This is a genomic window from Allohoeflea poritis, from assembly GCF_027889715.1.
Taxonomy (GTDB): Bacteria; Pseudomonadota; Alphaproteobacteria; order Rhizobiales; family Rhizobiaceae; genus Hoeflea_A; species Hoeflea_A poritis.
Genome location: NZ_JAPJZH010000002.1, coordinates 47,073 through 68,787, shown reverse-complemented (window position 1 = coordinate 68,787; position 21,715 = coordinate 47,073). Strand labels below are relative to the sequence as shown.

At 61.2% G+C, this 21,715-nt stretch carries 24 protein-coding genes; 14 read left to right on the top strand and 10 right to left on the bottom strand.

Annotated features, from left to right (window positions below; all coding sequences use genetic code 11):
- The first annotated feature begins 33 nt into the window (after positions 1 to 33).
- Both OOZ53_RS03385 and OOZ53_RS03380 read left to right on the top strand, forming a co-directional pair.
- A complete protein-coding gene (locus tag OOZ53_RS03385) occupies positions 34 to 777 on the top strand; it encodes a DUF6969 family protein (RefSeq protein WP_271087905.1) in 744 nt (247 codons plus the stop codon).
- Positions 778 to 957: 180 nt separating this feature from the next.
- Positions 958 to 2,100 carry a cytochrome P460 family protein gene (locus tag OOZ53_RS03380; protein ID WP_271087904.1) on the top strand — a complete coding sequence of 381 codons (1,143 nt, stop codon included), beginning with the start codon at positions 958 to 960 and terminating at the stop codon, positions 2,098 to 2,100.
- A 57-nt stretch (positions 2,101 to 2,157) separates the two neighbouring features.
- Here OOZ53_RS03380 and OOZ53_RS03375 read toward each other — a convergent pair whose 3' ends face one another.
- Together OOZ53_RS03375 and uvrB are read right to left on the bottom strand one after the other, a co-directional pair.
- Positions 2,158 to 3,438, bottom strand: a complete 1,281-nt coding sequence (locus OOZ53_RS03375) for an NAD(P)/FAD-dependent oxidoreductase (RefSeq protein WP_271087903.1) — start codon at positions 3,436 to 3,438, stop codon at positions 2,158 to 2,160.
- Between the two features lie 6 nt (positions 3,439 to 3,444).
- The gene (gene uvrB / locus OOZ53_RS03370; protein ID WP_271087902.1) at positions 3,445 to 6,171 is read right to left on the bottom strand and encodes an excinuclease ABC subunit UvrB; all 2,727 of its coding nucleotides are present in this window, start codon (positions 6,169 to 6,171) and stop codon (positions 3,445 to 3,447) included.
- A 223-nt stretch (positions 6,172 to 6,394) separates the two neighbouring features.
- Between uvrB and OOZ53_RS03365 the strand changes: the two genes are divergently transcribed.
- Both OOZ53_RS03365 and OOZ53_RS03360 read left to right on the top strand, forming a co-directional pair.
- Entirely contained in the window at positions 6,395 to 7,462 is a 1,068-nt protein-coding gene (locus tag OOZ53_RS03365; RefSeq protein ID WP_271087901.1) for an HlyD family secretion protein, read from the top strand.
- A 17-nt stretch (positions 7,463 to 7,479) separates the two neighbouring features.
- Positions 7,480 to 9,081 (top strand): DHA2 family efflux MFS transporter permease subunit, encoded by a 1,602-nt coding sequence (locus OOZ53_RS03360; protein ID WP_271087900.1) that lies wholly within the window; start codon positions 7,480 to 7,482, stop codon positions 9,079 to 9,081.
- Here the strand turns inward: OOZ53_RS03360 and OOZ53_RS03355 are convergent.
- The 5 genes from OOZ53_RS03355 to OOZ53_RS03335 form a co-directional block, all read right to left on the bottom strand.
- Positions 9,047 to 9,988 carry an AEC family transporter gene (locus tag OOZ53_RS03355; RefSeq protein WP_271087899.1) on the bottom strand — a complete coding sequence of 314 codons (942 nt, stop codon included), beginning with the start codon at positions 9,986 to 9,988 and terminating at the stop codon, positions 9,047 to 9,049. The two genes, OOZ53_RS03360 and OOZ53_RS03355, sit on opposite strands and share 35 nt — an antisense overlap.
- Positions 9,989 to 10,011: 23 nt before the next feature.
- A complete protein-coding gene (locus OOZ53_RS03350) occupies positions 10,012 to 10,407 on the bottom strand; it encodes an acyl-CoA thioesterase (RefSeq protein WP_271087898.1) in 396 nt (131 codons plus the stop codon).
- Between the two features lie 82 nt (positions 10,408 to 10,489).
- Positions 10,490 to 10,786, bottom strand: a complete 297-nt coding sequence (locus OOZ53_RS03345) for a hypothetical protein (RefSeq protein ID WP_271087897.1) — start codon at positions 10,784 to 10,786, stop codon at positions 10,490 to 10,492.
- Between the two features lie 116 nt (positions 10,787 to 10,902).
- The gene (locus OOZ53_RS03340; protein ID WP_271087896.1) at positions 10,903 to 11,385 is read right to left on the bottom strand and encodes a hypothetical protein; all 483 of its coding nucleotides are present in this window, start codon (positions 11,383 to 11,385) and stop codon (positions 10,903 to 10,905) included.
- Entirely contained in the window at positions 11,354 to 11,665 is a 312-nt protein-coding gene (locus OOZ53_RS03335) for a hypothetical protein (RefSeq protein WP_271087895.1), read from the bottom strand. Before OOZ53_RS03335 ends, OOZ53_RS03340 begins: the two co-directional genes overlap by 32 nt.
- 265 nt (positions 11,666 to 11,930) lie before the next feature.
- Between OOZ53_RS03335 and OOZ53_RS03330 the strand changes: the two genes are divergently transcribed.
- The 7 genes from OOZ53_RS03330 to OOZ53_RS03300 all read left to right on the top strand — a co-directional run bounded on the left by OOZ53_RS03330 (position 11,931) and on the right by OOZ53_RS03300 (position 16,329).
- Positions 11,931 to 12,308: a YciI family protein gene (locus OOZ53_RS03330; protein WP_271087894.1), complete on the top strand. Its 378-nt coding sequence runs from the start codon at positions 11,931 to 11,933 to the stop codon at positions 12,306 to 12,308.
- A gap of 4 nt (positions 12,309 to 12,312) precedes the next feature.
- Positions 12,313 to 13,569 (top strand): RNA polymerase sigma factor, encoded by a 1,257-nt coding sequence (locus OOZ53_RS03325; protein ID WP_271087893.1) that lies wholly within the window; start codon positions 12,313 to 12,315, stop codon positions 13,567 to 13,569.
- 68 nt (positions 13,570 to 13,637) lie between these two features.
- Positions 13,638 to 14,021 (top strand): VOC family protein, encoded by a 384-nt coding sequence (locus OOZ53_RS03320; protein ID WP_271087892.1) that lies wholly within the window; start codon positions 13,638 to 13,640, stop codon positions 14,019 to 14,021.
- A gap of 59 nt (positions 14,022 to 14,080) precedes the next feature.
- Positions 14,081 to 14,473 (top strand): MAPEG family protein, encoded by a 393-nt coding sequence (locus OOZ53_RS03315; RefSeq protein ID WP_271087891.1) that lies wholly within the window; start codon positions 14,081 to 14,083, stop codon positions 14,471 to 14,473.
- 32 nt (positions 14,474 to 14,505) lie between these two features.
- Positions 14,506 to 14,832, top strand: a complete 327-nt coding sequence (locus tag OOZ53_RS03310; RefSeq protein WP_271087890.1) for a TfoX/Sxy family protein — start codon at positions 14,506 to 14,508, stop codon at positions 14,830 to 14,832.
- A 12-nt stretch (positions 14,833 to 14,844) separates the two neighbouring features.
- Positions 14,845 to 15,531, top strand: a complete 687-nt coding sequence (locus OOZ53_RS03305; protein WP_271087889.1) for a DUF2461 domain-containing protein — start codon at positions 14,845 to 14,847, stop codon at positions 15,529 to 15,531.
- Between the two features lie 81 nt (positions 15,532 to 15,612).
- The gene (locus OOZ53_RS03300; protein ID WP_271087888.1) at positions 15,613 to 16,329 is read left to right on the top strand and encodes an extensin-like domain-containing protein; all 717 of its coding nucleotides are present in this window, start codon (positions 15,613 to 15,615) and stop codon (positions 16,327 to 16,329) included.
- A 7-nt stretch (positions 16,330 to 16,336) separates the two neighbouring features.
- Here OOZ53_RS03300 and cobT read toward each other — a convergent pair whose 3' ends face one another.
- Positions 16,337 to 17,353: a nicotinate-nucleotide--dimethylbenzimidazole phosphoribosyltransferase gene (gene cobT, locus OOZ53_RS03295; protein ID WP_271087887.1), complete on the bottom strand. Its 1,017-nt coding sequence runs from the start codon at positions 17,351 to 17,353 to the stop codon at positions 16,337 to 16,339.
- Between the two features lie 113 nt (positions 17,354 to 17,466).
- Here cobT and OOZ53_RS03290 point away from each other — a divergent pair, with 113 nt between their 5' ends.
- The 3 genes from OOZ53_RS03290 to OOZ53_RS03280 are packed head-to-tail and all read left to right on the top strand — an operon-like array spanning position 17,467 to position 19,226.
- Positions 17,467 to 18,243: an adenosylcobinamide-GDP ribazoletransferase gene (locus OOZ53_RS03290; protein WP_271087886.1), complete on the top strand. Its 777-nt coding sequence runs from the start codon at positions 17,467 to 17,469 to the stop codon at positions 18,241 to 18,243.
- Between the two features lie 44 nt (positions 18,244 to 18,287).
- Positions 18,288 to 18,518, top strand: a complete 231-nt coding sequence (locus OOZ53_RS03285) for a DUF1289 domain-containing protein (RefSeq protein WP_271087885.1) — start codon at positions 18,288 to 18,290, stop codon at positions 18,516 to 18,518.
- A 3-nt stretch (positions 18,519 to 18,521) separates the two neighbouring features.
- The gene (locus OOZ53_RS03280) at positions 18,522 to 19,226 is read left to right on the top strand and encodes a retropepsin-like aspartic protease family protein (protein WP_271087884.1); all 705 of its coding nucleotides are present in this window, start codon (positions 18,522 to 18,524) and stop codon (positions 19,224 to 19,226) included.
- 6 nt (positions 19,227 to 19,232) lie between these two features.
- On the opposite strand, the gene OOZ53_RS03275 is transcribed toward OOZ53_RS03280, so the two are convergent.
- A complete protein-coding gene (locus OOZ53_RS03275; protein ID WP_271087883.1) occupies positions 19,233 to 20,051 on the bottom strand; it encodes a sulfite exporter TauE/SafE family protein in 819 nt (272 codons plus the stop codon).
- Positions 20,052 to 20,146: 95 nt separating this feature from the next.
- Positions 20,147 to 21,679, bottom strand: a complete 1,533-nt coding sequence (locus tag OOZ53_RS03270; protein WP_271087882.1) for a sensor histidine kinase — start codon at positions 21,677 to 21,679, stop codon at positions 20,147 to 20,149.
- Positions 21,680 to 21,715: the final 36 nt, after the last annotated feature.

Here is a 21,715-nt window from a genome sequence, read left to right as displayed (position 1 = left end):
GCGCGCAGCACAAGGACCGGACCCGCAATGCCCATGGACAGCACACCGCTGAAGTTCGACCTGCCAAAGGTTCTTTCAGAACTGTCGCCGCAGGAACTCGACCGCATGGCCGAGGCCGCCGATACCGTGCGCGAGAACCTCAGGCTTTTGAAGAAATCGGGGCATAATCTCGTCGGCCAGTGCCTGGCCCACCAGGGCACCTTTTACGAGGAGGAGCACTATCCGAAGGGCGATGTCTACGATGCGGAATCGCACGCGCAGTATTATTACCACGCCCACCGGCCCGAAAGTGGCGAGCATGGCCACTTCCATACGTTTCTGCGCGCCAAGGGCATGGCCCGCAAGACAAGGCCGGCGCCTTATTCCGGCGATGCCGGGCGACCGTCCGGCAAGGACGCGCTGTCGCATATCGTGGCGATCTCGATGAACCGACCGGGCCTTCCGATCGGCATGTTCACGACCAATCGCTGGGTGACGGGCGAGACCTTCTATGCCTGCGATGACGTCATCGAGATGATCGACCGTTTCGATGTCGAACAGAGCTATCCGTGCCTTGCGACAAACCGGGCGCTCTCTGCCTTGATTCAGCTCTTCCGGCCTCAGGTCGTTGCCCTGTTGAAGCAGCGGGACGTGACACTCGGCGCCTGGAAAGAAAAGCATCCGGATCGCGATATCTACGAGGACCGCGAACTGGAGATCACGTCGATCGTCGATATCAGCATCGAGCGGCAGACGACAGAACTGAAAAAAGCGCGCCGCCGCATCGCCAGGAACTGAGCTGCCGGCGCGCCGCTCATCGTCACGTCAAGCCTTCGCGGTAAACTCAACCTCTCGAATAGTTGACGGGGGGATCAAGCGATTGTGACACGCGGGTGACCGGCCACATCTTAAGCTTTGGTTGCGGATGAGGAGAAACCCAGCCGGCGCTTGTACACCGGCAAGGCGGAGGAGTGTTTTATGGCGACAATCAAATCCAAATTGTTGACGACGGTTGCCGTGGTGCCATTGGCGCTGGCGGGAGCGGCGGGTGGGACGCTGCTTTTATCGGCCGGCCTGTCGACACCGAGCACCGCTTCATGCGCGGCCAATCCGTGCGCAGCAAAGAAGCCGGCCGCCTGCAACCCGTGCAATCCGTGTGCGGCCAAGAAAGCATCGGTCTGTAACCCCTGCAATCCCTGTGCAGCCCAAAAGGCTTCGGCCTGTAATCCGTGCAATCCTTGCGCGGCCGCCGCCTGTAATCCCTGTAACCCGTGCAATCCCTGCGCGGCAGGTGCCGGATCAGCCGCGACGGAATGTTATGTCCCGCGGCTGCAGCAGGCAGCGCTGTGCAATCCCTGCGCCGCGAAGGCTGCATCGGCCTGCAATCCTTGCAATCCGTGTGCCGCCAAAGCTGCGTGCAATCCTTGTAACCCGTGCGCGGCCAAGGCTGCCTGCGGCGCATGCAATCCTTGCGCTGCCAAGAAGACCGCTGCGGCGTGCAATCCCTGCGCTGCCAAGAACCCGTGCGCGGCCGCCAACCCCTGTGCTGCGGCCGCATGCAATCCGTGCAACCCCTGCAATCCCTGCGGTGCGAGCGCGGCAGCGGCCGATCCGTACGACCTCGATCTCGGACCGGAGGAAGTCACAGCACTCTATGACTGCCTGAAATCGGAGCTTGTCAAAAGCTACAAGGGCGGCGGGCACTGGGCGGTCAATCGGTGGGAGAATTTCGTTCACTTCTCCAAGTATCCGTATCCAAGCGCCACGCACGGCAACCGCTTCGTGGTGAACTACACCAATGATATCGGTGCCAAGGCCTATGCCAAATATGAAGAAATCGGCAGCGCTCCGATCGGCACCACTTCGGCCAAGGCCAGTTTTGTCGTCGACGCGAAGGGGCAGGCCTCGCTTGGGCCGCTTTTCATCATGGAAAAGATGACGCGCGGCTTCAACGCGGCAACGGCCGACTGGCGCTATGCAATGGTGATGCCGGGCGGTCAGACCGTCGGGCTGACTGGAGGGGCGGGCAGCGATGCCATGACCTTCTGCCACGACTGCCACACCGGCGCTGAGGACGCCGATTATCTCTTCTTCTTGCCGGAAGAAGTGCGGGCGCGTTAACTGCCCGACCTCCAGCCGTGCCGCCGGCGCTTTTGCCGGCGGTGCGGAGTTCGACGGTCAGGATGTTCGTTCAGCATGCCTGTCGGGCTCGCGATGCATGATCAGGCGAACGCCGCGCTGCCATGTCACGTAAAGCCACAGCCAGTGCAGCATGACGAAGAGCCGGTTCTTGAAACCGATCAGGAAATAGACATGGGCAGCGCCCCACAGGAGCCAGCCGGCAAAGCCCTTGACCTTCATGCCGTAGATATCGGCGACGGCGCTGTTGCGACCGATCGTGGCGAGCGCGCCGGCGTCCGAATAGCGAAAGCGCTTCGATGGTGTTTGTCCCCGCGCCAGCGCCGCCAGCCGGCGACCCACGTAAATGCCCATCTGCTTGGCGACGGGTGCTATGCCGGGCAGTGCGGTTCCGTCCGCCTCGTGCCGGGCGGTATCGCCGATGACATAGACGTTCTCGAAACCTTGCGGCCTCAGTGTCGCATCGACAGGGACATGCCCGCTTCCGGTCACCGGCAGCGACAGCCATTTGCCCGCGGGTGAAGCCTGCACGCCTGCTGCCCAGATGACGGTTTCGGCGGCGATGCTGTCCTGATCCGTCGTCACTTTTCCTGCGACGATGTCGGTCACCATCGTGCCGGTCCTTACCTCGACGCCAAGCGCTTGGAGATCGGCTTCCGCCCTTTGCGACAGGTCTTGTGCGAAGGACGGGAGCACGCGGGGACCGCCTTCCAGAAGGATGATGCGGTTGTTTGCCTTGTCGATCTTGCGAAAGTCGCGCATGACCGATTGGGCCAACTCCGCGATGGCGCCGGCCATCTCGACGCCGGTGGGACCGGCACCGATCACGACGAAGGTCTGGAAACGCTTTGCCGCCTCGGGATCGCTGTCGACGACGATCTCGGCCTTCTCGAAGGCGGTGAGGATCTTCTCGCGCAGAGCCAGCGCGTCGCTGAGCGTCTTCAGGCCGGGCGCGTGATCGGCCCACTGGTCCTTGCCGAAATAGCTGTGCCGGGCGCCGGTTGCGACAACCAGCGTATCGTAGGGCACGGTCCTGCCGCTCTCGGTCGTCACGTTCTGCGATTTCGTGTCGACGCCGACGACCCGGTCCATGATGACCTGGGCGTTGTTCTGGCTGCGCAGGACGTGGCGAATGGGCACGGCGATCTCCGCCGGCGTCAGCGATGCGGTTGCGACCTGATACAGGAGCGGCTGGAACAGGTGGTGGTTCTGCTGGTCGATGATGGTGATGTTGACCGGGGCTTTCGCCAGCTCCCTGGCGGCTGACAATCCGCCAAAGCCGGCTCCGACGATGACCACGTTCCTGCGTACTTGGGGCATAGGCGTTCAGTGCCCCGGTTTGCCGGTCTTGCCGCGGGTCATCTGGCGCCGCCGCTTGCCGCCGCCTTCCTCGTAGGAACCGGCACCGACCTTGCCGCGCTTGACCGGTTTGTCGTCCGATCCGACCGGCCGGGCCATATCGGTGCCCGGACCCATATCGTCGAGCGTCGGCTTCTTGAAGTAACCCGCGTCGCGTTCGCTGCGCGGCAGCGGGCCACGCTGCTTCTGTTTCTCGCGCCGGGCCTTGGGGCTTGCGTCCATGTCGCTTTCCAGCCGGGCGAGCGGATCGTCCATGACGGCAAGTTCCGTATCGCGCAAGCGCTTGATCTCGTCGCGCAAGCGGGCGGCTTCCTCGAAATCGAGATCGGCGGCGGCGTCGCGCATCTTCTTCTCAAGGTCTTCCAGATGGGCGGCGAGATTGTTGCCGATCATCACGCCGTCTTCCTTGAAGCCGGAAATATCGGCGCGCACGTGGTCCTGTTCGTAGACGCTGTCGAGGATATCGGCGATCTGCGCCTTGACGCTTTCCGGGGTGATACCGTGCTCTGCGTTCCAGGCCATCTGCTTTTCGCGGCGCCGGTTCGTCTCGGTCATCGCCCGGTCCATGGAACCGGTCACCGTGTCGGCGTAGAGCACCACCTTGCCGTCGACATTGCGCGCGGCGCGGCCGATGGTCTGCACCAGCGAGGTCTCGGAGCGCAGGAAGCCTTCCTTGTCGGCGTCGAGGATGGCGACGAGGCCGCATTCGGGAATATCGAGGCCTTCACGCAACAGGTTGATGCCGACGAGCACGTCGAAGGCGCCGAGCCGCAGGTCGCGGATGATCTCGATGCGCTCAAGCGTGTCGATATCGGAGTGCATGTAGCGCACACGCACGCCCTGTTCGTGCAGATATTCGGTCAGGTCCTCGGCCATGCGCTTGGTCAGAACCGTAACCAGCGTACGGTAGCTCTTCTGGGTCGTGTGCCGGATCTCGTCGAGCACGTCGTCGACCTGGTTCTTGGCCGGGCGTACCTCGACCGGCGGATCGATCAGGCCGGTCGGACGGATCACCTGTTCGGCAAAGACGCCGCCGGACTGCTCCAGTTCCCAGCCGCCGGGCGTTGCAGAGACGGCAATCGTCTGCGGACGCATGGCGTCCCATTCCTCGAAACGCAGCGGACGGTTGTCCATGCAGGACGGCAGGCGGAAACCGTATTCGGCGAGCGTCGCCTTGCGCCTGAAGTCGCCGCGATACATGGCGCCGATCTGAGGCACCGTGACGTGGCTCTCGTCGAGGAAGATCAGCGCATTGTCCGGTATGTACTCGAACAGGGTCGGCGGCGGCTCGCCCGGCGCGCGACCCGTCAGATAGCGGGAGTAGTTCTCGATGCCCTGGCAGGAACCGGTCGCCTCCAGCATCTCCAGGTCGTAGCGCGTGCGCTGTTCGAGTCGCTGCGCCTCAAGCAGTCGGCCCGCGCGCTCCAGTTCGTCGAGACGCTGGACGAGTTCCTGGCGTATCGACTTGATCGCCTGGTTGAGTGTCGGGCGCGGTGTCACATAGTGCGAGTTGGCGTAGATCTTGACGGTTTTCAACTCGTCCGTCTTATGCCCGGTCAGCGGATCGAATTCGGTGATGGCGTCGATCTCGTCGCCGAACAGCGACACGCGCCAGGCGCGGTCTTCAAGGTGCGCCGGGAAGATTTCGATCGTGTCGCCACGCACGCGAAACGTGCCGCGCACGAAATTCATGTCGGAGCGCCGATATTGCTGCGCAACGAGGTCGGCGAGCAGCTGGCGCTGGTCGATGCGGTCGCCGATCTGCATCTGGAAGGTCATGGCCGTATAGGTCTCGACCGAACCGATACCGTAGATGCAGGAGACGGACGCGACGATGATCGCATCGTCGCGCTCCATCAGGGCGCGCGTCGCCGAGTGGCGCATACGGTCGATCTGTTCGTTGATCGAGGATTCCTTCTCGATATAGGTGTCCGAGCGCGGCACATAGGCTTCCGGCTGGTAGTAGTCGTAGTAGGAGACGAAATATTCGACGGCGTTGCCCGGAAAGAAATTCTTGAATTCGCCGTAGAGCTGCGCCGCGAGGGTCTTGTTCGGCGCCAGGATCAGCGCGGGGCGCTGCGTCTCCTCGATGACCTTGGCCATGGTGAAGGTCTTGCCGGAGCCGGTGACGCCGAGCAGGACCTGTGTGCGGTCGTCATCCGTCAGCCCTGACACCAGGTCGCCGATGGCCGTCGGCTGGTCCCCGCTCGGTTCGAAATCGGTCTTCATGTGGATGGAGATGCCGCCCTCGGACTTCTCTGGCCGCGCAGGCCGGTGCGGCACCCAGGCCTTGCCGTCCCTGAAATGCGGATCGCCCGATTCGATCAGCTTGCTGAGTGCCTCGACCGTTGCCGTTACGCCCGGCGATCCTTCCGATGCACCCGCTTTTCGCGGTTTCGAGCCGGGTTTCAGCTTCTGGGCTTCTTCAAGCGACATGTCGAGACCGGCCACCGGGTTAAGGCCGGCGGCGGCTCTTGTCTTGGGATCCGTGCTGCCGCCGATCGACGTACCGCGGGCCGTGCGTCCGGCGGTTGCCTTTCCGGCACGCTTCTGCCTTTGCGGCGGCTTCCTGGCTTCCTCCGCTATTTCACGGGCCCATTCGCCGACACTGCCCGAAAGGGGAACGCCCTCTAGCGGCTCCTGCGGCTTTTCTTCGAAGCCGCGTGCCGGTTTCTTTCTTCCATCCGATGCCATGCAGCGAATATGGCGAGTGAAAGCAAAAATGGAAAGGGTTGCGCGCACGGAATAACGCCCATCCTGACAGTGTTCTGTCAGGAGAGCCGGCAGTTGCGAAAAATCAGGACTGTGGCGTCGCAATTTGCAATTATGCGGCGCGCCCATAATGTGGAATTCTGTCGCAACCGGGAATCAGGGCGGCCAAGGGCAGGGCCGCCACGTGCTTTAGGGGGTACAGCTCATGAATGCGGAGCCGGGTCAGAAGGCGGAGACTGGCGAAGAGAACAAATCCCCGAGCAGATTGCGTGAGGGGCTTATCGTTGTCGGCGCGCTTGCCGTGGGCGGCCTGCTGCTGTTCGGAATCTACATCTACTGGAATTTCGAACGGGATCATCCGGCCACTGACAATGCCTATGTGAACGCCAACTATGTGTGGATCTCGCCGCGCGTGGACGGGGAGATTGCCGAGGTGTTCGTCGAGGACAACCAGTTCGTGAAAGAAGGCGACAAGCTGTTCGCGATCGATTCGAGCCTCTACGATGCGGAGCTCAGTGCCGCCGAGGCGGCGCTTGTGCTGGTTCACCAGGATATCGAGGCCGGAAAGGCGCGGGTGGACGCGGCGAAGGCACAGGTGAGCGAGCAAAGGGCTTTCGTTTCAACGGCAGAGCAATTGTCAAAAGCGACGAAACCGCTGGTCCGGGACGGCGTCGAGCCGGTCCTGAAGGGCGTTGAGGTGGAAAACAGCCTTGCCGAAGCCAAATCGAAGCTGGACACGCTGCTCGCCGACCTGACGGTGGCCGAGAAGGAATACGGAACGCCGGAATCGATCACGGCCCAGATCCAGCAGGCTGAGGCGGCGGTGACGCAGGCGAAGCTCAACAAGCAGTGGTCGACCATTGCCGCACCGGCCGACGGTTACGTCACCAATCTTGCACTGCGCAAGGGCGACGTCGTCAGCACCGGCGATCAATTGTTTCCGTTCATCGAAACCAGCACGTGGTGGATCGATGCCAATTTCAAGGAGACGAATGTCGACCGGATCAGGCCCGGACAGCTGGTGACCGTGACGCTGGACATGTATGACGACAAGACCTTTGACGGTGTCGTCGAGAGCATCGGCTTCAGTTCGTCCGCGTCCTTCTCGCTTCTGCCGGCGCAGAACACGACAGGCAATTGGGTCAAGGTCACCCAGCGCATACCGATCCGCATTTCCCTGTCGGCAATGGAGGATGAGTTCCCGTATCGGATCGGCGCCAGCGCCGCGGTCGAGGTCAATACCGACGATCCGCCCCCGGCTCAGTCTCAATAGGGCCGCAGGGAGCGCCGATGCCCCAGGAACCTGCCCATCAGGTCAAGCCGCTGCCGCCCGGCTTCCACCGCAACATGATCATCGTGACGACGCTGTTCATCTCCCTGATGGCGTCCATCGACCTGACGATCGTGACGGTCGCGTTGCCCTATATGGCCGGTAATCTGAACGCCACCACTGATGAGGTTACCTGGGTGGTCACCATGTTCGCGGTGGGGCAAGCCATCATCATCGGAATTACCGGCCACCTGTCGCGCATGCTGGGGCGCAAGGTGCTGATCCTGACGGCGGTTGTCGGGTTCGTCGTATCGTCCGTTGCCTGCGGTCTTGCGCAGGATCTGGACATGATCGTCGCCTTCCGCTTCATCCAGGGGCTCTTTTCCGGACCGCTTATCCCGCTGTCACAGGCCATGCTGATCGACGCCGTCGAGGAAGAAGAGCGTGCCAAGATCCTGGCGTTCTGGGTCGTCGGTGTCATGGGTGGACCGGCTCTCGGACCCATGCTCGGCGGCTATCTGGCCCAGGACCTTGATTGGCGGTGGAACTTCTGGGTCAATGTTCCGGTCGGCGCCGTTGCGGTGATCCTCATCCTGTCTTTTGTGCGGCGCACGCCGCACATACCGATGCGCACCGACTGGCTGGGCCTCGGATTTCTGGTCGCAATGCTCTCGACCCTGCAGATCGGTCTCAACCAGGGCGACAAGCTCGACTGGTTCAGTTCGCAAACGATCGTGTACCTGTTTCTGATTTCCTTCGTTGCGGGATTGGTCATCATCGGGCGGGGTGTTTATCTGGGCCAGCGGCATATCATCGATATCGGGCTGTTCGCCGATCTCAATTTCACACTGTGTTGCCTGGTGGTTACGGCCATGGGCAGCACGTTCCTGGCTCTGATGATCCTTGCGCCGCAACTGTTTGTCGACGGTCTCGGGTGGCAGGCATCGACGGCAGGCGTGGTGATCGGCTGTTACGGCGCCGGTGGGGTCACTGGCAGTTTCGTTGCCGGCCGCTTGCAGGCGTTCCTGTCATTCAGGCAAAGTTACATCCTTGCGTGCCTCATCATGGGATCGGGATGGTACTGGTTCAGCCGGCTGGATGAGAATATCGGCAAATGGGAGGCTGTTCCGCCCGGCGTGATGATCGTGTTCGGGATGATGCTGGTCTTCCCCGTTCTTGCCGCGCGTGCCTTCGCAAACCTTTCTCCCGAGAAACGCGATGAAGGCGCCGGTCTTTTCAATCTGACCAAGACCCTTGGCTTTTCCTTCGGAACAACCGCAGTCGGGACCCTTTATTACAACGGACAGCTCGCCAACTGGACTCGGCATGTCGGTGAGATCAGCCCCGGGAACCCCGCGCTGCAGCAGTATCTCAACGATCTGGGCGATGTCAGCTATGATACCAAGATGGCCTATGTCGCGGAACTTCTGACGACGCAGTCACAGTTGCAGACCATATTCGAAATCGCGCAATATATGGCCTTCTGTACTTTTGGCCTCGCAATCCTGGCCGTTTTCTTCCGCAGTCCCACGCCGCGAGGATCACGCGGTTATGCAGGATGGCTCGACATCCGGCCGTTCGGCCGCTTCATGCGACCGGCCAGATCCGCAAGCTCAGGATGATGAAGACCGGCAGCGTTACCGCCGAGAGGAGCGTCGTCAACAAGACGAGGTCTGACGCTTCCCGGGCATTCTCGCGGTACTCGGTGGCCACGATGTAATCGAGAATCGCTGTTGAAAGCGCTGCTGTCAGAACCGCCGACACCGCCCATTCAGGCTCGACATCCGGGAACAGCAACAGAATGCCCATAGTGATGAGCGGCATTGCGACAAGTTTGATCAGGGCAAGAAAACCGACCTTGCCAAGGCCCGCCAGACGCGACTTGACGAGAGCCTCGCCCATGGCGAAGAGCGCCACGGCCGGCGTCGCCACACCGACGATATGCGTGGTCCGGTGGAGCCAGCCGGGAAGCGGCAATCCGCTCAGCGAATAGGCGACGCCGCATATCATGGCAAAGATGATGGGGTTCTTGAACGTGTGCACAAGCGCCGTTTGAAATGCCGCAAGAAGATGGCCATTGCCGCTGCGCGCAAGTTCAAGGACCAGGACCGTGATCGCCAGTATCGTCAACAAGATGATATTCGCAACACCAACCGCCGGGAGCGCCAGCGTGCCGACAATGGGCGTGAGCAGCGGGATCCCGACAAAGCTGGCATTGGAAAAGGATGCGCCGAGACCGTGCATCGTCCTTTGCTGGAAGTTCAGGTTCTGCCGCGAGAGCAAAATGGGCAGCACAAAACAGACGACAGCGGCCGTGGCCAACGACACGACGAACGCCAGGTTGAAGGTCTTGTCGAGCGGTGAACTGGCCAAAGCGCCGAACAGCAGGAGTGGTAGCGAAAAATGCGTCACGAAACGGTTCAGGACCGGCGCGCTGTTGTCGCCGAGGATACCGAGCCTGCCCGATATGTATCCGAGCCCCATGATGGCAAATATCGGCAGCAGGATCGTGACGACTTGTATGAACATGGTTCAATTCCTGCTACCGGCGCTCATTGAATATCGCGTATCGGCGTCGGTTTGCCGTCTTTGTCGAGGGCGACCATGACGAACCGGCCGACGATGACTTTCTCGCGGAGCGGGCGCAAGTAACGCTGTGCCCAGGCTTCGACCACCAGCGTCATGGAGGTGCGGCCGATCTTCTCGATGTGGGTATAGACGCACAGCGTGTCGCCCACATGCATGGGTTTTTCAAATACCATCTCGTTCACGGCGGCGGTGACAACACGGCCGCCTGCGTGTTCGGCGGCACGGATGCCGCAGGCAAGATCCATCTGCGCCATCACCCAGCCGCCGAAAATATCGCCCGCCGCATTCGCATCGCCGGGCATGGCCAAAGTACGCAAAGTGAGGTCGCCCGTCGGTGTCGCGGTGTCCGGTGATGTCATTGGCCCCTCCGATTCCATGTGTTCCGGAGGACTGATACCGGCTTTGCCGTTGTTTGCAACCGCAAGGGCGGCCGGACCTGTTCTATCGATCGCCGAAACGTTTACAGATCTTGACCCGGCAGGAGGGATTGTCGCGTGTGGGTACGGTCGCCAGGTTTGCGATCGAGCGGGAGCCGCAATGGGTGCTTCCGGCCACGTATCTGTTGTAGATCGGGACCGAGGGGTTGCTTTTCGAGTTGTAGCGCAATTGCGCGACGCCGTCCCGCTGCACAATGGCCTGGACCTGGCTGCAACTCATATTGCCAATGTCGTAGGTCTGAACGGCGCCTGCCGGCGTTGCGGCCATCAAAGCCGCCAGAGGCAGGATCAGTCTCTTCATGGCATCCTCCCACAATCAAATTCGGCGTGCGACCCATACTGAGGCGGCGGGCCGCTCGTCAAAGGCCCGACGTAGCCGCCGGGCCCGATTCATTCCGTTTGACCGGATCACATTCCTCAGTCGTCAAACAGAAGGTTGTCGCTGATGTCGGCGCATTTGTAGACCATGCAGTTCGCCCGGTTCTGTGAAGGAACATAGGCGCGTTTGGCATATTCGTTCGGATCGCAATATAGACCGTTGCGAACGTAACGGTCGTAGATCGGCAGAGTCGGCTTTCGTGCCGACTGCCAGCGCAGGATGGCCGCACCGTCCCGTTTGACGGCCTGTTGCACCGCCGCGCAACTCATCGACTGTACATTGTATCGGTTGATTGCCAGCGCGGGAAAGCTGACCGAAACGATGCAAAGGGCCAATAGAACGCTTTTCATATCGTGTTTTCTCCCTGTGATCACCGCGCGCCCGGTAATAGCCAGTTGTATGTAAGTACGGCGGAGTCCGATTGCCATGAATGAATGGGGCGTATTCAAGGCATGATGCTCAGGATTTTCCGCCGTACCGTCGTTTTCATCAATCGCCGAACGACCGATCGAAGGTCCCATCGACACATCTCTTGACCTGGCACTGGGATGTGTCCCTCGTCGGCACATAGGCCCGCTTCGGGACTTTGCCCTTGTCGCAGAACAAGGTGTTGCGCACGTAGCGGTCGTAGATGGGAAGTGAGGGATTGCGCTTCGACTGCCATCGAAGGATCGCCGCACCATCGCGATCGACTGCCTGCTGAACCGCCGCGCAGCTCATGGTCTGCACGTCATAGCGGTTGATGGCCAGGGCCGGAAAACTGACTGACGCAATACATAGTGCCAATACTATACGTTTCATGGGTAATCCTCCCGTATTTGTCTCGCTCTCGAAGTATTGCCGCAGTCACGTTCCTGCGGTCTGGAACGTTACCTATGGCAACGCGTTTGCGTGGACAGTATCCCTCACGGCTTTGCTATCAATCGGCAGCAAGGCGTGATCGGAATGTCATCTGCCGTGTTTCCCTGGGTTGCTTTTTGGCCGATAGCGCGTTCAATCTGAGGGTGATGTCGGATTTGTGCAGATGCGTTCGTTCTGGATAGGACAGATGAACCGGGAGTAAGTCATGCAATACGCAATTCTGATCTACGCCAATGAGGGATTTTTCGAACGTCTGCCGCCGGACGAACAGGATGCGGCCATGGACCATCACAGGCAGCTCCAGGCCGAGCATGGCGAGAAGGGCACACTGGGTGCTGTCGCCAAGCTGATGGAGACATCGGCCGCGATGACGGTCAGGAAACGCGGGGACAGCGTCCTGGTGCTGGACGGCCCTTTCGCGGAAACGAAGGAACAACTGCTCGGCCTCTATATTCTCGAATGCGCAAGCATGGATGATGCGATCGAGCAGGCGAAGAAACTGCCGCAGGGTGTCGCCGCCTATGAAGTGCGTCCGGTAGGCTGGGGCGGCGGTACAATCGCCGAAGAGGAAGAGTCACATTAAGCCGATGCCGGCAACCAGCGCGTTGGCGGCGCATTTTGCCGTAGCGCGTCCGCGGGCCCTGGCGGCCCTGACACGACAGTTCTCGGATCTGGACGTTGCGGAAGAAGCCTTTCAGGAAGCCTGCATGCGGGCGATTGAGCGCTGGCCGGCGAAGGGTGTGCCGTCCGATCCGACAGCATGGCTGATCCTGACCGGGCGCAATGCCACGATTGATCGCTTGCGGCGGGACAAGCGCGTGGTGCTGAGCGACAAGCTGCCGGATGGTCCTGCCGACGGCGAGGATGCCGAAATGGCGCTCGCGGACCAGATCGACATGTCGGAACTGCGTGACGATGTTTTGCGGCTCATGTTCATGTGCTGCCATCCCGACCTGACGCTGCAGGATCAACTGGCGCTTTCGCTGAAAGTGGTTGGCGGGTTCTCCGTGGACAAGATCGCGCGGGCATTCGTCGTCAAGCCGAAGACCATGGAGCAGCGCATCACCCGGGCAAAGAAGAAGGCGGCCTCCGTCGCGGAGCGTCTTGATACGCCAAGCCTGCAGGAGCGGTCGGCCCGGCTCGACGCAGTCTGCACCATGACCTATCTGCTCTTCAACGAGGGCTATTCGGCAAGCGGCGGCGAGGAGCATATCCGCATCGAATTGTGCGACGAGGCCATCCGGCTCGCAAGATTGCTGCTGGCATTGTTCCCGTCGCAGGCCGAGGTCATGGGCCTGCTTGCGCTTTGTCTGTTTCAGCATTCCCGCCGGGCCGCGCGCCTGGATCCCGAAGGACAACTCACCCCGCTCGAGGAACAGGACCAAAGCCTGTGGAACCGGCAGGAAGTGGCAGAAGGGAAGGTGCTGATCGAAAAGGCACTGAGACGCGGGCGCCCGGGCCCGTATCAGATTCAGGCGGCGATTGCGGCGGTCCACTGTGCCGCGCCAAAGCCGGAACAGACAGACTGGCGTGAAATCGAGCGCCTCTATGCCGCCCTTGAACAGGTTCAACCGACCCCGGTCGTTTCGCTCAACCGGGCCGTGGCTCTTTCCAAGATCAACGGCGCGGTGGCCGGTCTTCATTATCTCGAGCAGCTTTCGGAAGCGCTTTCCGGCTATCTCTATTTCCATACGGCACGCGCGTCGCTGCTCCACGATGCGGGTGAGCCGGAATTGGCCCTGGCCGCCTATGAGCGGGCATTGCAGCTTGGACCGACCGAGCAGGAGGCCGCGCATATCAAGGGCAAGATCCGGCTATGTGAGGGGTCTCAAAAAAATTTGTAGCCGATGTAGAATCACGGCGACCGCGTTCGTCCTTGGGTCATTGCAACCGCTTTCCCAAGGAGGAAATGATGACAAATCCAATGCAGACCCATGGTGCGGCAAGCTGGATACAGCACAGCGGCGGCGATCCGGCCGGCGCCCGCAAGTTCTATGAATCCGTCCTCGGCTGGACGGTCAGCGACATGCCGATGCAGGACGGTTCGTCCTATGCCGGAATCGTTGTCGGGGAGAACCCGATCGGCGGCTTCATGCCGGTGCCGGCTCCGGCGGGCGAGTGGACCATATACATCACCGTCGATGACGTGGATGCGCGTTTCAAATCGGCGCTCGACAATGGCGCTGAAGGCATTGATGAACCGGCCGACTTTCCGGGTGTGGGCCGGATGGCGAAGATCCGCGACCCCTATGGCGCATCCATCTCGCTGATCACCTATGAGAGCATGCAGGGCTGAGGGAACCGGCGCGGCGCTGCCGCGCCGTTCCCCTTCCGCCTCGGTGAAGGAGATTTGGCATGATCACGATCACGATGGTTTTTACGGGCATTTTTCTGCTGATGCACACGGCCCTGTCTGCGACGACCAGCGCCCATCGGGCAAAGTTCGATGTTGACTATGGCGACGGCGGCAACCTTGCCATGCTCAAGGCCATAAGAGCGCAGGGCAATTTCATCGAATATGTGCCGATCCTGCTGATCGCCATGGGCGCCAGCGAATATGTCGGCGCGGCCCCCTGGTTTCTGTGGACCTGCGGCTGGGTGCTTGTCATAGCCCGGATATCGCACGCGGCCTATATGCTTGGATTTGCCGGCAAGCCGGCGCGGCTGTTGGGTGCCGGGCTGACATTTCTGCTGATGACCGTTTTCGGCATTTATCTGATCGGGCGCGGGACAGGGCTGATGGCCTGAGCGCCGTGTGACGAAACACCACGGAGGATGACATGGCAGCCGACCCGCATCTGAGCGAATTGATGCGCGAAGCCCTTCAGGGACGCGCCGGCATATCCGAGAAAAAAATGTTCGGCGGCATCTGTTTTCTGCTTAACGGAAACATGTTCGCCGGCGTCAACAAGGACCGGTTCATGTTTCGGGTCGGCAAGGATCTGGAGAGCGAGGCTCTGACCAGGCCCGGCGCCATGCCGATGGATTTTACCGGCCGCAGGATGGGCGGTCTGATCTGGGTCGAACCCGACGCGGCCATTGACGCCGGGCTCAAGCAGTGGCTGGATTTCACCGCGCAATTTGTCGGCGGTCTGCCGCCGAAATAGGAGAGGTTTCTGATGTTCCAGGGATTGCCCAGACAAACGGTCGACTATCTGAAAGCGCTGAAGGCTAATAATAACCGCGAATGGTTCGAGGCGCACCGCAAGGATTACGATGATTATTTCGTTGAGCCGGCGTTGCAACTCATCGAGGCCCTGTCTCCGATTGCCGCCACCCTCGATCCTCCGCATTTCGCGGTTCCGAAGCTGAACAAGTCGCTCCGGCGCGTTCACCGCGATACGCGGTTCTCCAAGGACAAGACGCCGTACCACACGCATATTCACATCGTGTTGTGGACCGGCGACCATCCGAACCGTTCGGCGGGCATCCATCTGGTGTTCTCGGCCAATCACTTCGGATACGGTTCCGGGCACTGGACGTTTTCCGGCGACGGGCTGGAGCGTTACCGCACCGCCGTTCAGGAGGACAGTGCGCGGTCCGAGCTTGACGCTGCCCTGGCAGCGGCCGCGAAAGTGGGATGTACGCCGGGCGAACCCGAGCTGCGGCGCGTGCCGCGCGGTTTCGACAGCGACAGCCCTGCGGCCGATTATCTGCGCCGCAAGGGGATCGTCGCGCGCACTCATGACGATCCCGCCTATGATGCGCGGCTGTTCGGCCCGGATGCGGTCGATTACCTGACGGAGATCCTCAAGGCGCTCAGCCCGCTCGACCGGTGGGTCAATACGCATGTGGAAGCGGCATAGCGACCGATTACGCTCCAGCGGTTCCTGCCCATGGCGGCAAGAGGCATTTTCCTTGCGCGACAGCCGTGCTATCGGATCGGCATGAAATTGACCCGGCCCGTGCTGCGTGCATTTTTGTTTGTTGTTCTCGTCGTGCTCGCCGGACCGGCTTTCGGTGAACAGTCATCCGTGCCCGTTCCGAAAACCCGTCCGGCTGCCGGGGCCACCGGAACCGAGGCTTCGAAACCGGCAAAACGTTCCGGCCTTCCCAAGGATGAGATTGCCTGCCGCAAGCGCCTGGAGGGTCTTGGTGTGCGCTTCTCGCCGGTCAAGCGCATAACAGGCAAGAGCGGTTGCGGCATACGATACCCCGTCGAGATTTCGCGGCTGCCGGGCGATGTCAGACTGTCCGGACGCACGGTCCTGAACTGCCGGACAGGAGAGGCGCTGGCCTTGTGGACGACAAAGGTCGCGGCACCGGAAGCGAAAAAAAGGTTCAATGCCAGCCTGAAGACAATCGATCAGTATGCGTCCTATCACTGCCGTACGCGCAATTCGCTGAAAGGGACGAAGCTTTCAGAACACGCCAAGGGAAACGCGATCGATCTCGGCCGCTTTCACATGTCCGACGGACGCGTTGTCGATGTCGCATCGCGGCCGGCGAAGAAAAGTGCCGAGGCGACGTTCCTCAAAGCACTGAGAGATGCGGGCTGCACATTCTTCACGACGGTGCTGGGGCCCGGCAGCGACCCGTATCACGACACGCATTTCCACTTTGACACGGCTAAGCGCCGAAACGGTTCCCGCTACTGCAAATAGATCAACGTTAATCCTTGTCGCTGACGCCGGCCTGCTCGAAGGTCGCCATGCCGCTATGGCACTGGGCCGCCGCCTTGACGATGCCAGCGGCGAGCGCCGCACCGGTTCCTTCGCCGAGACGCATTCCGAGCGACAGCAACGGCTCTTTGCCTAGTTTTTCGACCAGCTTTATGTGACCCGGCTCCGCCGATACGTGCCCGATCACGCAATGATCAAGTGCCTTGTCATCGGCCGCATGCAGCACGGCGGCGGCGGCTGTTGCCACATAGCCGTCGATGATCACGGGAATGCGCTCCATGCGCGCGGCCAGAATAGCGCCGGCCATGGCGGCGATTTCCCGCCCGCCAAGGCGCCGCAGCAGTTCCAGCGGATCGCCGAGATGGGGCTTGTGGAGCGCGACGGCACGCTCGACCGCGTCGATCTTGCGCGCGAGGCCTTCGCCCTGAGCCCCGGTGCCGGGCCCGGTCCATTCCTGCGCGCTGCCGCCGTAGAGCCCGTAGCAGATGGCGGCGGCAATCGTCGTGTTTCCGATGCCCATTTCGCCGATGCACAAGAGGTCCGTGCCGCCGGCAATCGATTCCATGCCGAAGGCCATGGTCGCGGCGCAGGAACGCTCGTCGAGCGCCGGCTCCTCGGTAATGTCGCCCGTCGGCAGTTCCAGCGCCAGGTCAAACACCTTCAGGCCGAGGTCATGGGCGATACAGATCTGGTTTATGGCGGCGCCGCCGGCGGCGAAATTGGCAACCATCTGGGCCGTCACATCGGACGGGAAGGGGGAAACCCCCTGGCGCGTGACGCCGTGATTGCCGGCAAAAACAGCTACCAGCGGACGGGTGACAGCTGGCGGCCGGCCTGTCCATGCGGCGAGCCATTCGGCGATTTCCTCCAGACGGCCAAGCGCCCCAGGCGGCTTGGTCAGGGACCGGTCCCTTTCACGAACGGCGGCTACGATGGCTTCGTCCGGGCCGGGCATGCTGGAAAGCAGATCGCGAATATCGTCAAATGGAAGGCCGCTGGTCGACATCAAAATAGTCCTTGTTTTTTCAATGCGCTCCCGCAATAGGCTAATTGGTGATAATTGCAAATAGGTCCTGAGGCCATTGCCGTATCGCCCAGTTGTGCCGCATGGGGAACACCATGGAAAAGATCGTTGCCGAAACCGCGCGTGCCGTGTCCTTTCTGAGCCGGTTGCCGGCCCCGGATCGTTTTTTCCCCGAGGATGCGGTGCCTGCCGCGCAGTCGGCGCGGACCTATCCGTTGGCCGGGGTGATCGTGGCCTTGCCCGCTGCCGCGCTTTTGTTCCTGTTGCTTTCAATTGGACTTGACGCACTGTTTGCATCGGCCCTGGCTGTGGCCGTCCAGGTTCTGACGACCGGCGCTCTGCACGAGGATGGCCTCGCCGACTGCGCCGACGGTTTCGGCGGGGGACGGGACCGGGACCGCGTGCTTGCGATCATGAAAGACAGTTCCATCGGTGCTTATGGCTGCCTCGCAGTCGTGTTTTCTCTGCTTTTGAGGGTTGCCGGTGTCGCGGCGATTGCATCCGCAACACACGCATTGCCCGCGGCGCTGGCGCTGATTGCCGTTGCTGTTGTCAGCCGCACGGCAATGGTCTGGCACTGGCATGTGCTGCCGGCCGCAAAGCCGGATGGCGTCGCTGCCTCGGCCGGGCAGCCGGACAGCGAAGCAGCGGGTTTCGCCATGGTTGCCGGTGCACTTCTCGGCGGGCTTCTCAGCCTGCCGGCAGCCGGAATCGGCGGGGCGATCACGGCTTTGTTGCTGGCCGCCATACTCTGTTCAGGATTTGTGCGTATGACGAGCAGAAGGATCCACGGGCATACCGGCGATACGATTGGTGCGACCCAGCAGATTTGCGAGATCGTGTCGCTTTTGGGACTTGCCCTTTGGGTCTGACGCCCCAATATGCAGGGAAATCAACGGTCTCGGCATAGCGAAAGATGAGCGACGTGGAATCTCCCTGCATTCTGGTTTGTTCGATCGACATGAAAACCGGCTATTGTTTCGGATGCGGCCGTACGGGCGATGAGATCGCCGGCTGGCTGGACTTCACGCCGGGAAAACGGCGCGAAGTCATGGATTTGCTGCCGGCAAGGCTCGAGACCATCGAGCGCAAGCCTCGCCGCGAGACACGCCGTCAGAAAATGGCGCGGGAACGCGCCGGGAGCTGAACATTGGGCCGTCCATTGTGGATCATATTCAGTGTCATCGGGTTCGGGTTGCTGCTCTTGCTGATCAACCACGATTCCGGCGAGACGCTGGGCATGCCGAATGATAGTTTTGCAAATGTGCTGTATCTCGGAATCTGGGGCGCCGTCGTGGCAGCCGCAGTTGTCGGGTCCGGCATGCGGATCGGCGAAATGGCGCGCAACGCGCTGATATGGCTGATCGTCATACTTCTTCTGAGCACGGTCTATGTGTACCGGTTCGAGCTGCAGGAGGTCGGTTATCGCCTCGCCGGCGGTCTTCTGCCGGGAACGCCGATCAGCAGGATGTCATCCGACGGCAGGGCTGAGGTGATCCTGACAAAGGGGCGCGGCGGTCATTTCCAGGTTCGCGCCGACATCAACAATGAGCGCATAAGCATGATGGTCGATACCGGCGCCAGCACGGTTGCGCTGTCCTATGGCGATGCCGAACGCATCGGCCTGGATATGGACAGCCTGCGGTTCGTTCAGCCGGTCGCCACCGCGAACGGGCGGGGCATGGCGGCGCCCGTGACGCTGCCGGAACTGACCATCGGCGATATCACCCGACGCAATGTGCGGGCCGGTGTGCTGGAGCCGGGCAAATTGTCGGAAAGCCTTCTGGGCATGAGTTTCCTGGAGACCCTGTCGTCCTTCCATATGAGCCGCGACGAGCTGGTCATGCGCGATTGACCGCTTCTAAACGATACTCCAGATAAAGCGTCCCGCGACAATCAGCATGAAAACACCGAATGCGGTCTCTAGTTGGCGGCTCTTGAGGCCGTGCGCGGCCGCGGCGCCGAGCGGCGCCATAAACAACGTAATCGGAATGGTCAGAACAACGGCGATCCAGTTGACATAACCGGTCGAATAGATCGGCAGGTCCGTATTGCCCCATCCCGCCCACAGATAGCCAACCAGCCCCGGCAATGAAATCAGCATTCCGACACCCGAGGAGGTCGCGACGGCCTGATGGACCGTGCGCCCGAAGGTGGTCATGAACGTGTTGTTCAGCACACCGCCGCCAACGCCCATCAGTGCGGATAAAAGGCCTATGAAAAATCCGCATATGGCGCGGAGCGGGTTTTTCGGCAGATCGGTGCCCAGGCGCCAGCTTTCGCGGTTGAAGATCATGCGCAGGCCGACAAGGACAGCGATGACGGCGAAGATGATCCGAAGCACGGAGCCGGATACCCAGGCGGCAATGACCGATGCGGCGATGACACCGAGCGGCACGGGTATGATCCAGCTTTTCAGCAGCGCAAGATCGGGGGCCTTTCGCTTGTAATGGGCGCGAAAAGAGCTGATCGAAGTGGGCACGATGACGGCCAGGGACGTTCCGACCGAAAGATGCATGCGTACCGAATCGGCGGTGTCGAGCAGGGTGAAGGCCTGATAGAGCACCGGCACGAGGATGGCCCCGCCGCCGATGCCGAACATGCCGGCCAGGAAGCCGGCAACAGCGCCGGCGACCGCCAACACCGAGACAAACCACAACAGCTCTTGCAAGGGAACCATCAACCACTCCAGACTGGCTGTGCGTGTGTCATGCAAGTCGCAGGACTGTCAAGCGGACTTGGGGCATACATGTTCCAGGTTGTGGTCATCACAGCCTAGGCGAAGGACCGACGCTTATTCCTTTCAGGATCCGGTGTCTCGATGCTCGGCGCATCCACCAGCACGCGGTCGCGGGGCAGGATAGCCGTTGCCTCGGTACCCTCGCGCAGTTTCGACTTGAGGACAAATTCGCCGCCGTGCTCGGCGAGGATGGCCTGCACGATCGGCAAACCGAGGCCGGTTCCCTGTTCGGCGCTCTTGATGGCAATCGATCCCTGGCCGAATGCGGAAAGCACAACGGGGATTTCATCTTCCGGAATGCCGGGGCCGTTGTCCTTTATCGAGACATATTGCCCGCCGCCCGCGGTCCAGCCGACCTTGAGCGTGACAGTTCCCTTCGGCGGGGTGAATTTCACGGCATTCGACAGCAGGTTGAGGATAACCTGGCGTATCGAGCGTTCATCGGCCCAGACGAGCGGCAACACGCGTTCGAACTGAGATGCGATCGTGATGTTCTTGTTCTTCGCCTTCAACTCGACCATGGCAATACAGTCTTCAGCGATATTGCGCATGCTCACCGGCTCTTCATTGAGCGAATAACGTCCCGCCTCGATGCGCGACAGGTCCAGGATTTCGTTGATCAGCCGCAAAAGATGGTCGCCGGAGCGATGGATATCGCTGACATATTCGCGGTAGGTCTCGTTCTCCAACGGTCCGAGGACCTCATTCTTCATGACCTCGGAGAAGCCCAGAATGGCGTTGAGCGGCGTACGCAGTTCGTGGCTCATGGAGGCAAGGAAGCGCGATTTGGCGAGATTGGCCTCCTCGGCGCGGCGGCGGGCCTCATCCGATGTCGAATTCGCCAGTTCGAGTTCCGCGATGAGCCAGTCCTTCTCCGCCTGGACCGCCAGCATGCTCAGATTGGCGTTGTATAGCCGTCCCGATACGAAGATGAAGAAGACCAGCGAACCGAGCAGCATTGCAAGGATGGATATCTCGAACGGGCTGTTGGGTGGTGAACCGGCCAGATAGAACATCAGGATCGGCGTCGAGAACACCAACATGGGCAGCCGCTGGAGCGTAAAGCTCGACATGGCGGTCACGGCCATGGCGATCAGCAGGGCGAGGCCCTTGAAAAAGGCAAAATCCAGGCCGGTGCAATCGACGCAGGGCTGGAGCGCGAAGATGGCCCAACCCAGCCCGGTCAGCGCGTGGGTCGCGGTGAACTGGAGCTCGAGGCGTCGCGCATATTCGGCTGTCAGTTCCTGCCGCGATGCGTGGCGGGCAAGCAAGGCCTGCAGTGCGTATCCGAACAGCGCGGCCACCGTCCAGGTCAGTACATTTTGCCCATGGAAGAAGGTGATGCAGATGCCGGCCGTCAGGAGAACAAGCACAGGCATGGCGGCCGCGCCCTGCACAGCCGAACTGATATACATCGCCATGAGCTCGCGATCGTAGTGCGCGCCATGCTTCCCGTCAGACTGCAGACGGTCCCGAGTGGTCCTGACTGCACGTATTGTTTCGGGGTTGCGGTGGACGCGCGACCGGTCGACGATGTTTTTGTCTGCGCTCTTCTTTTCCGAACTCATACCACTAGGAACAATTACCAATGGTTCGGACCTTAG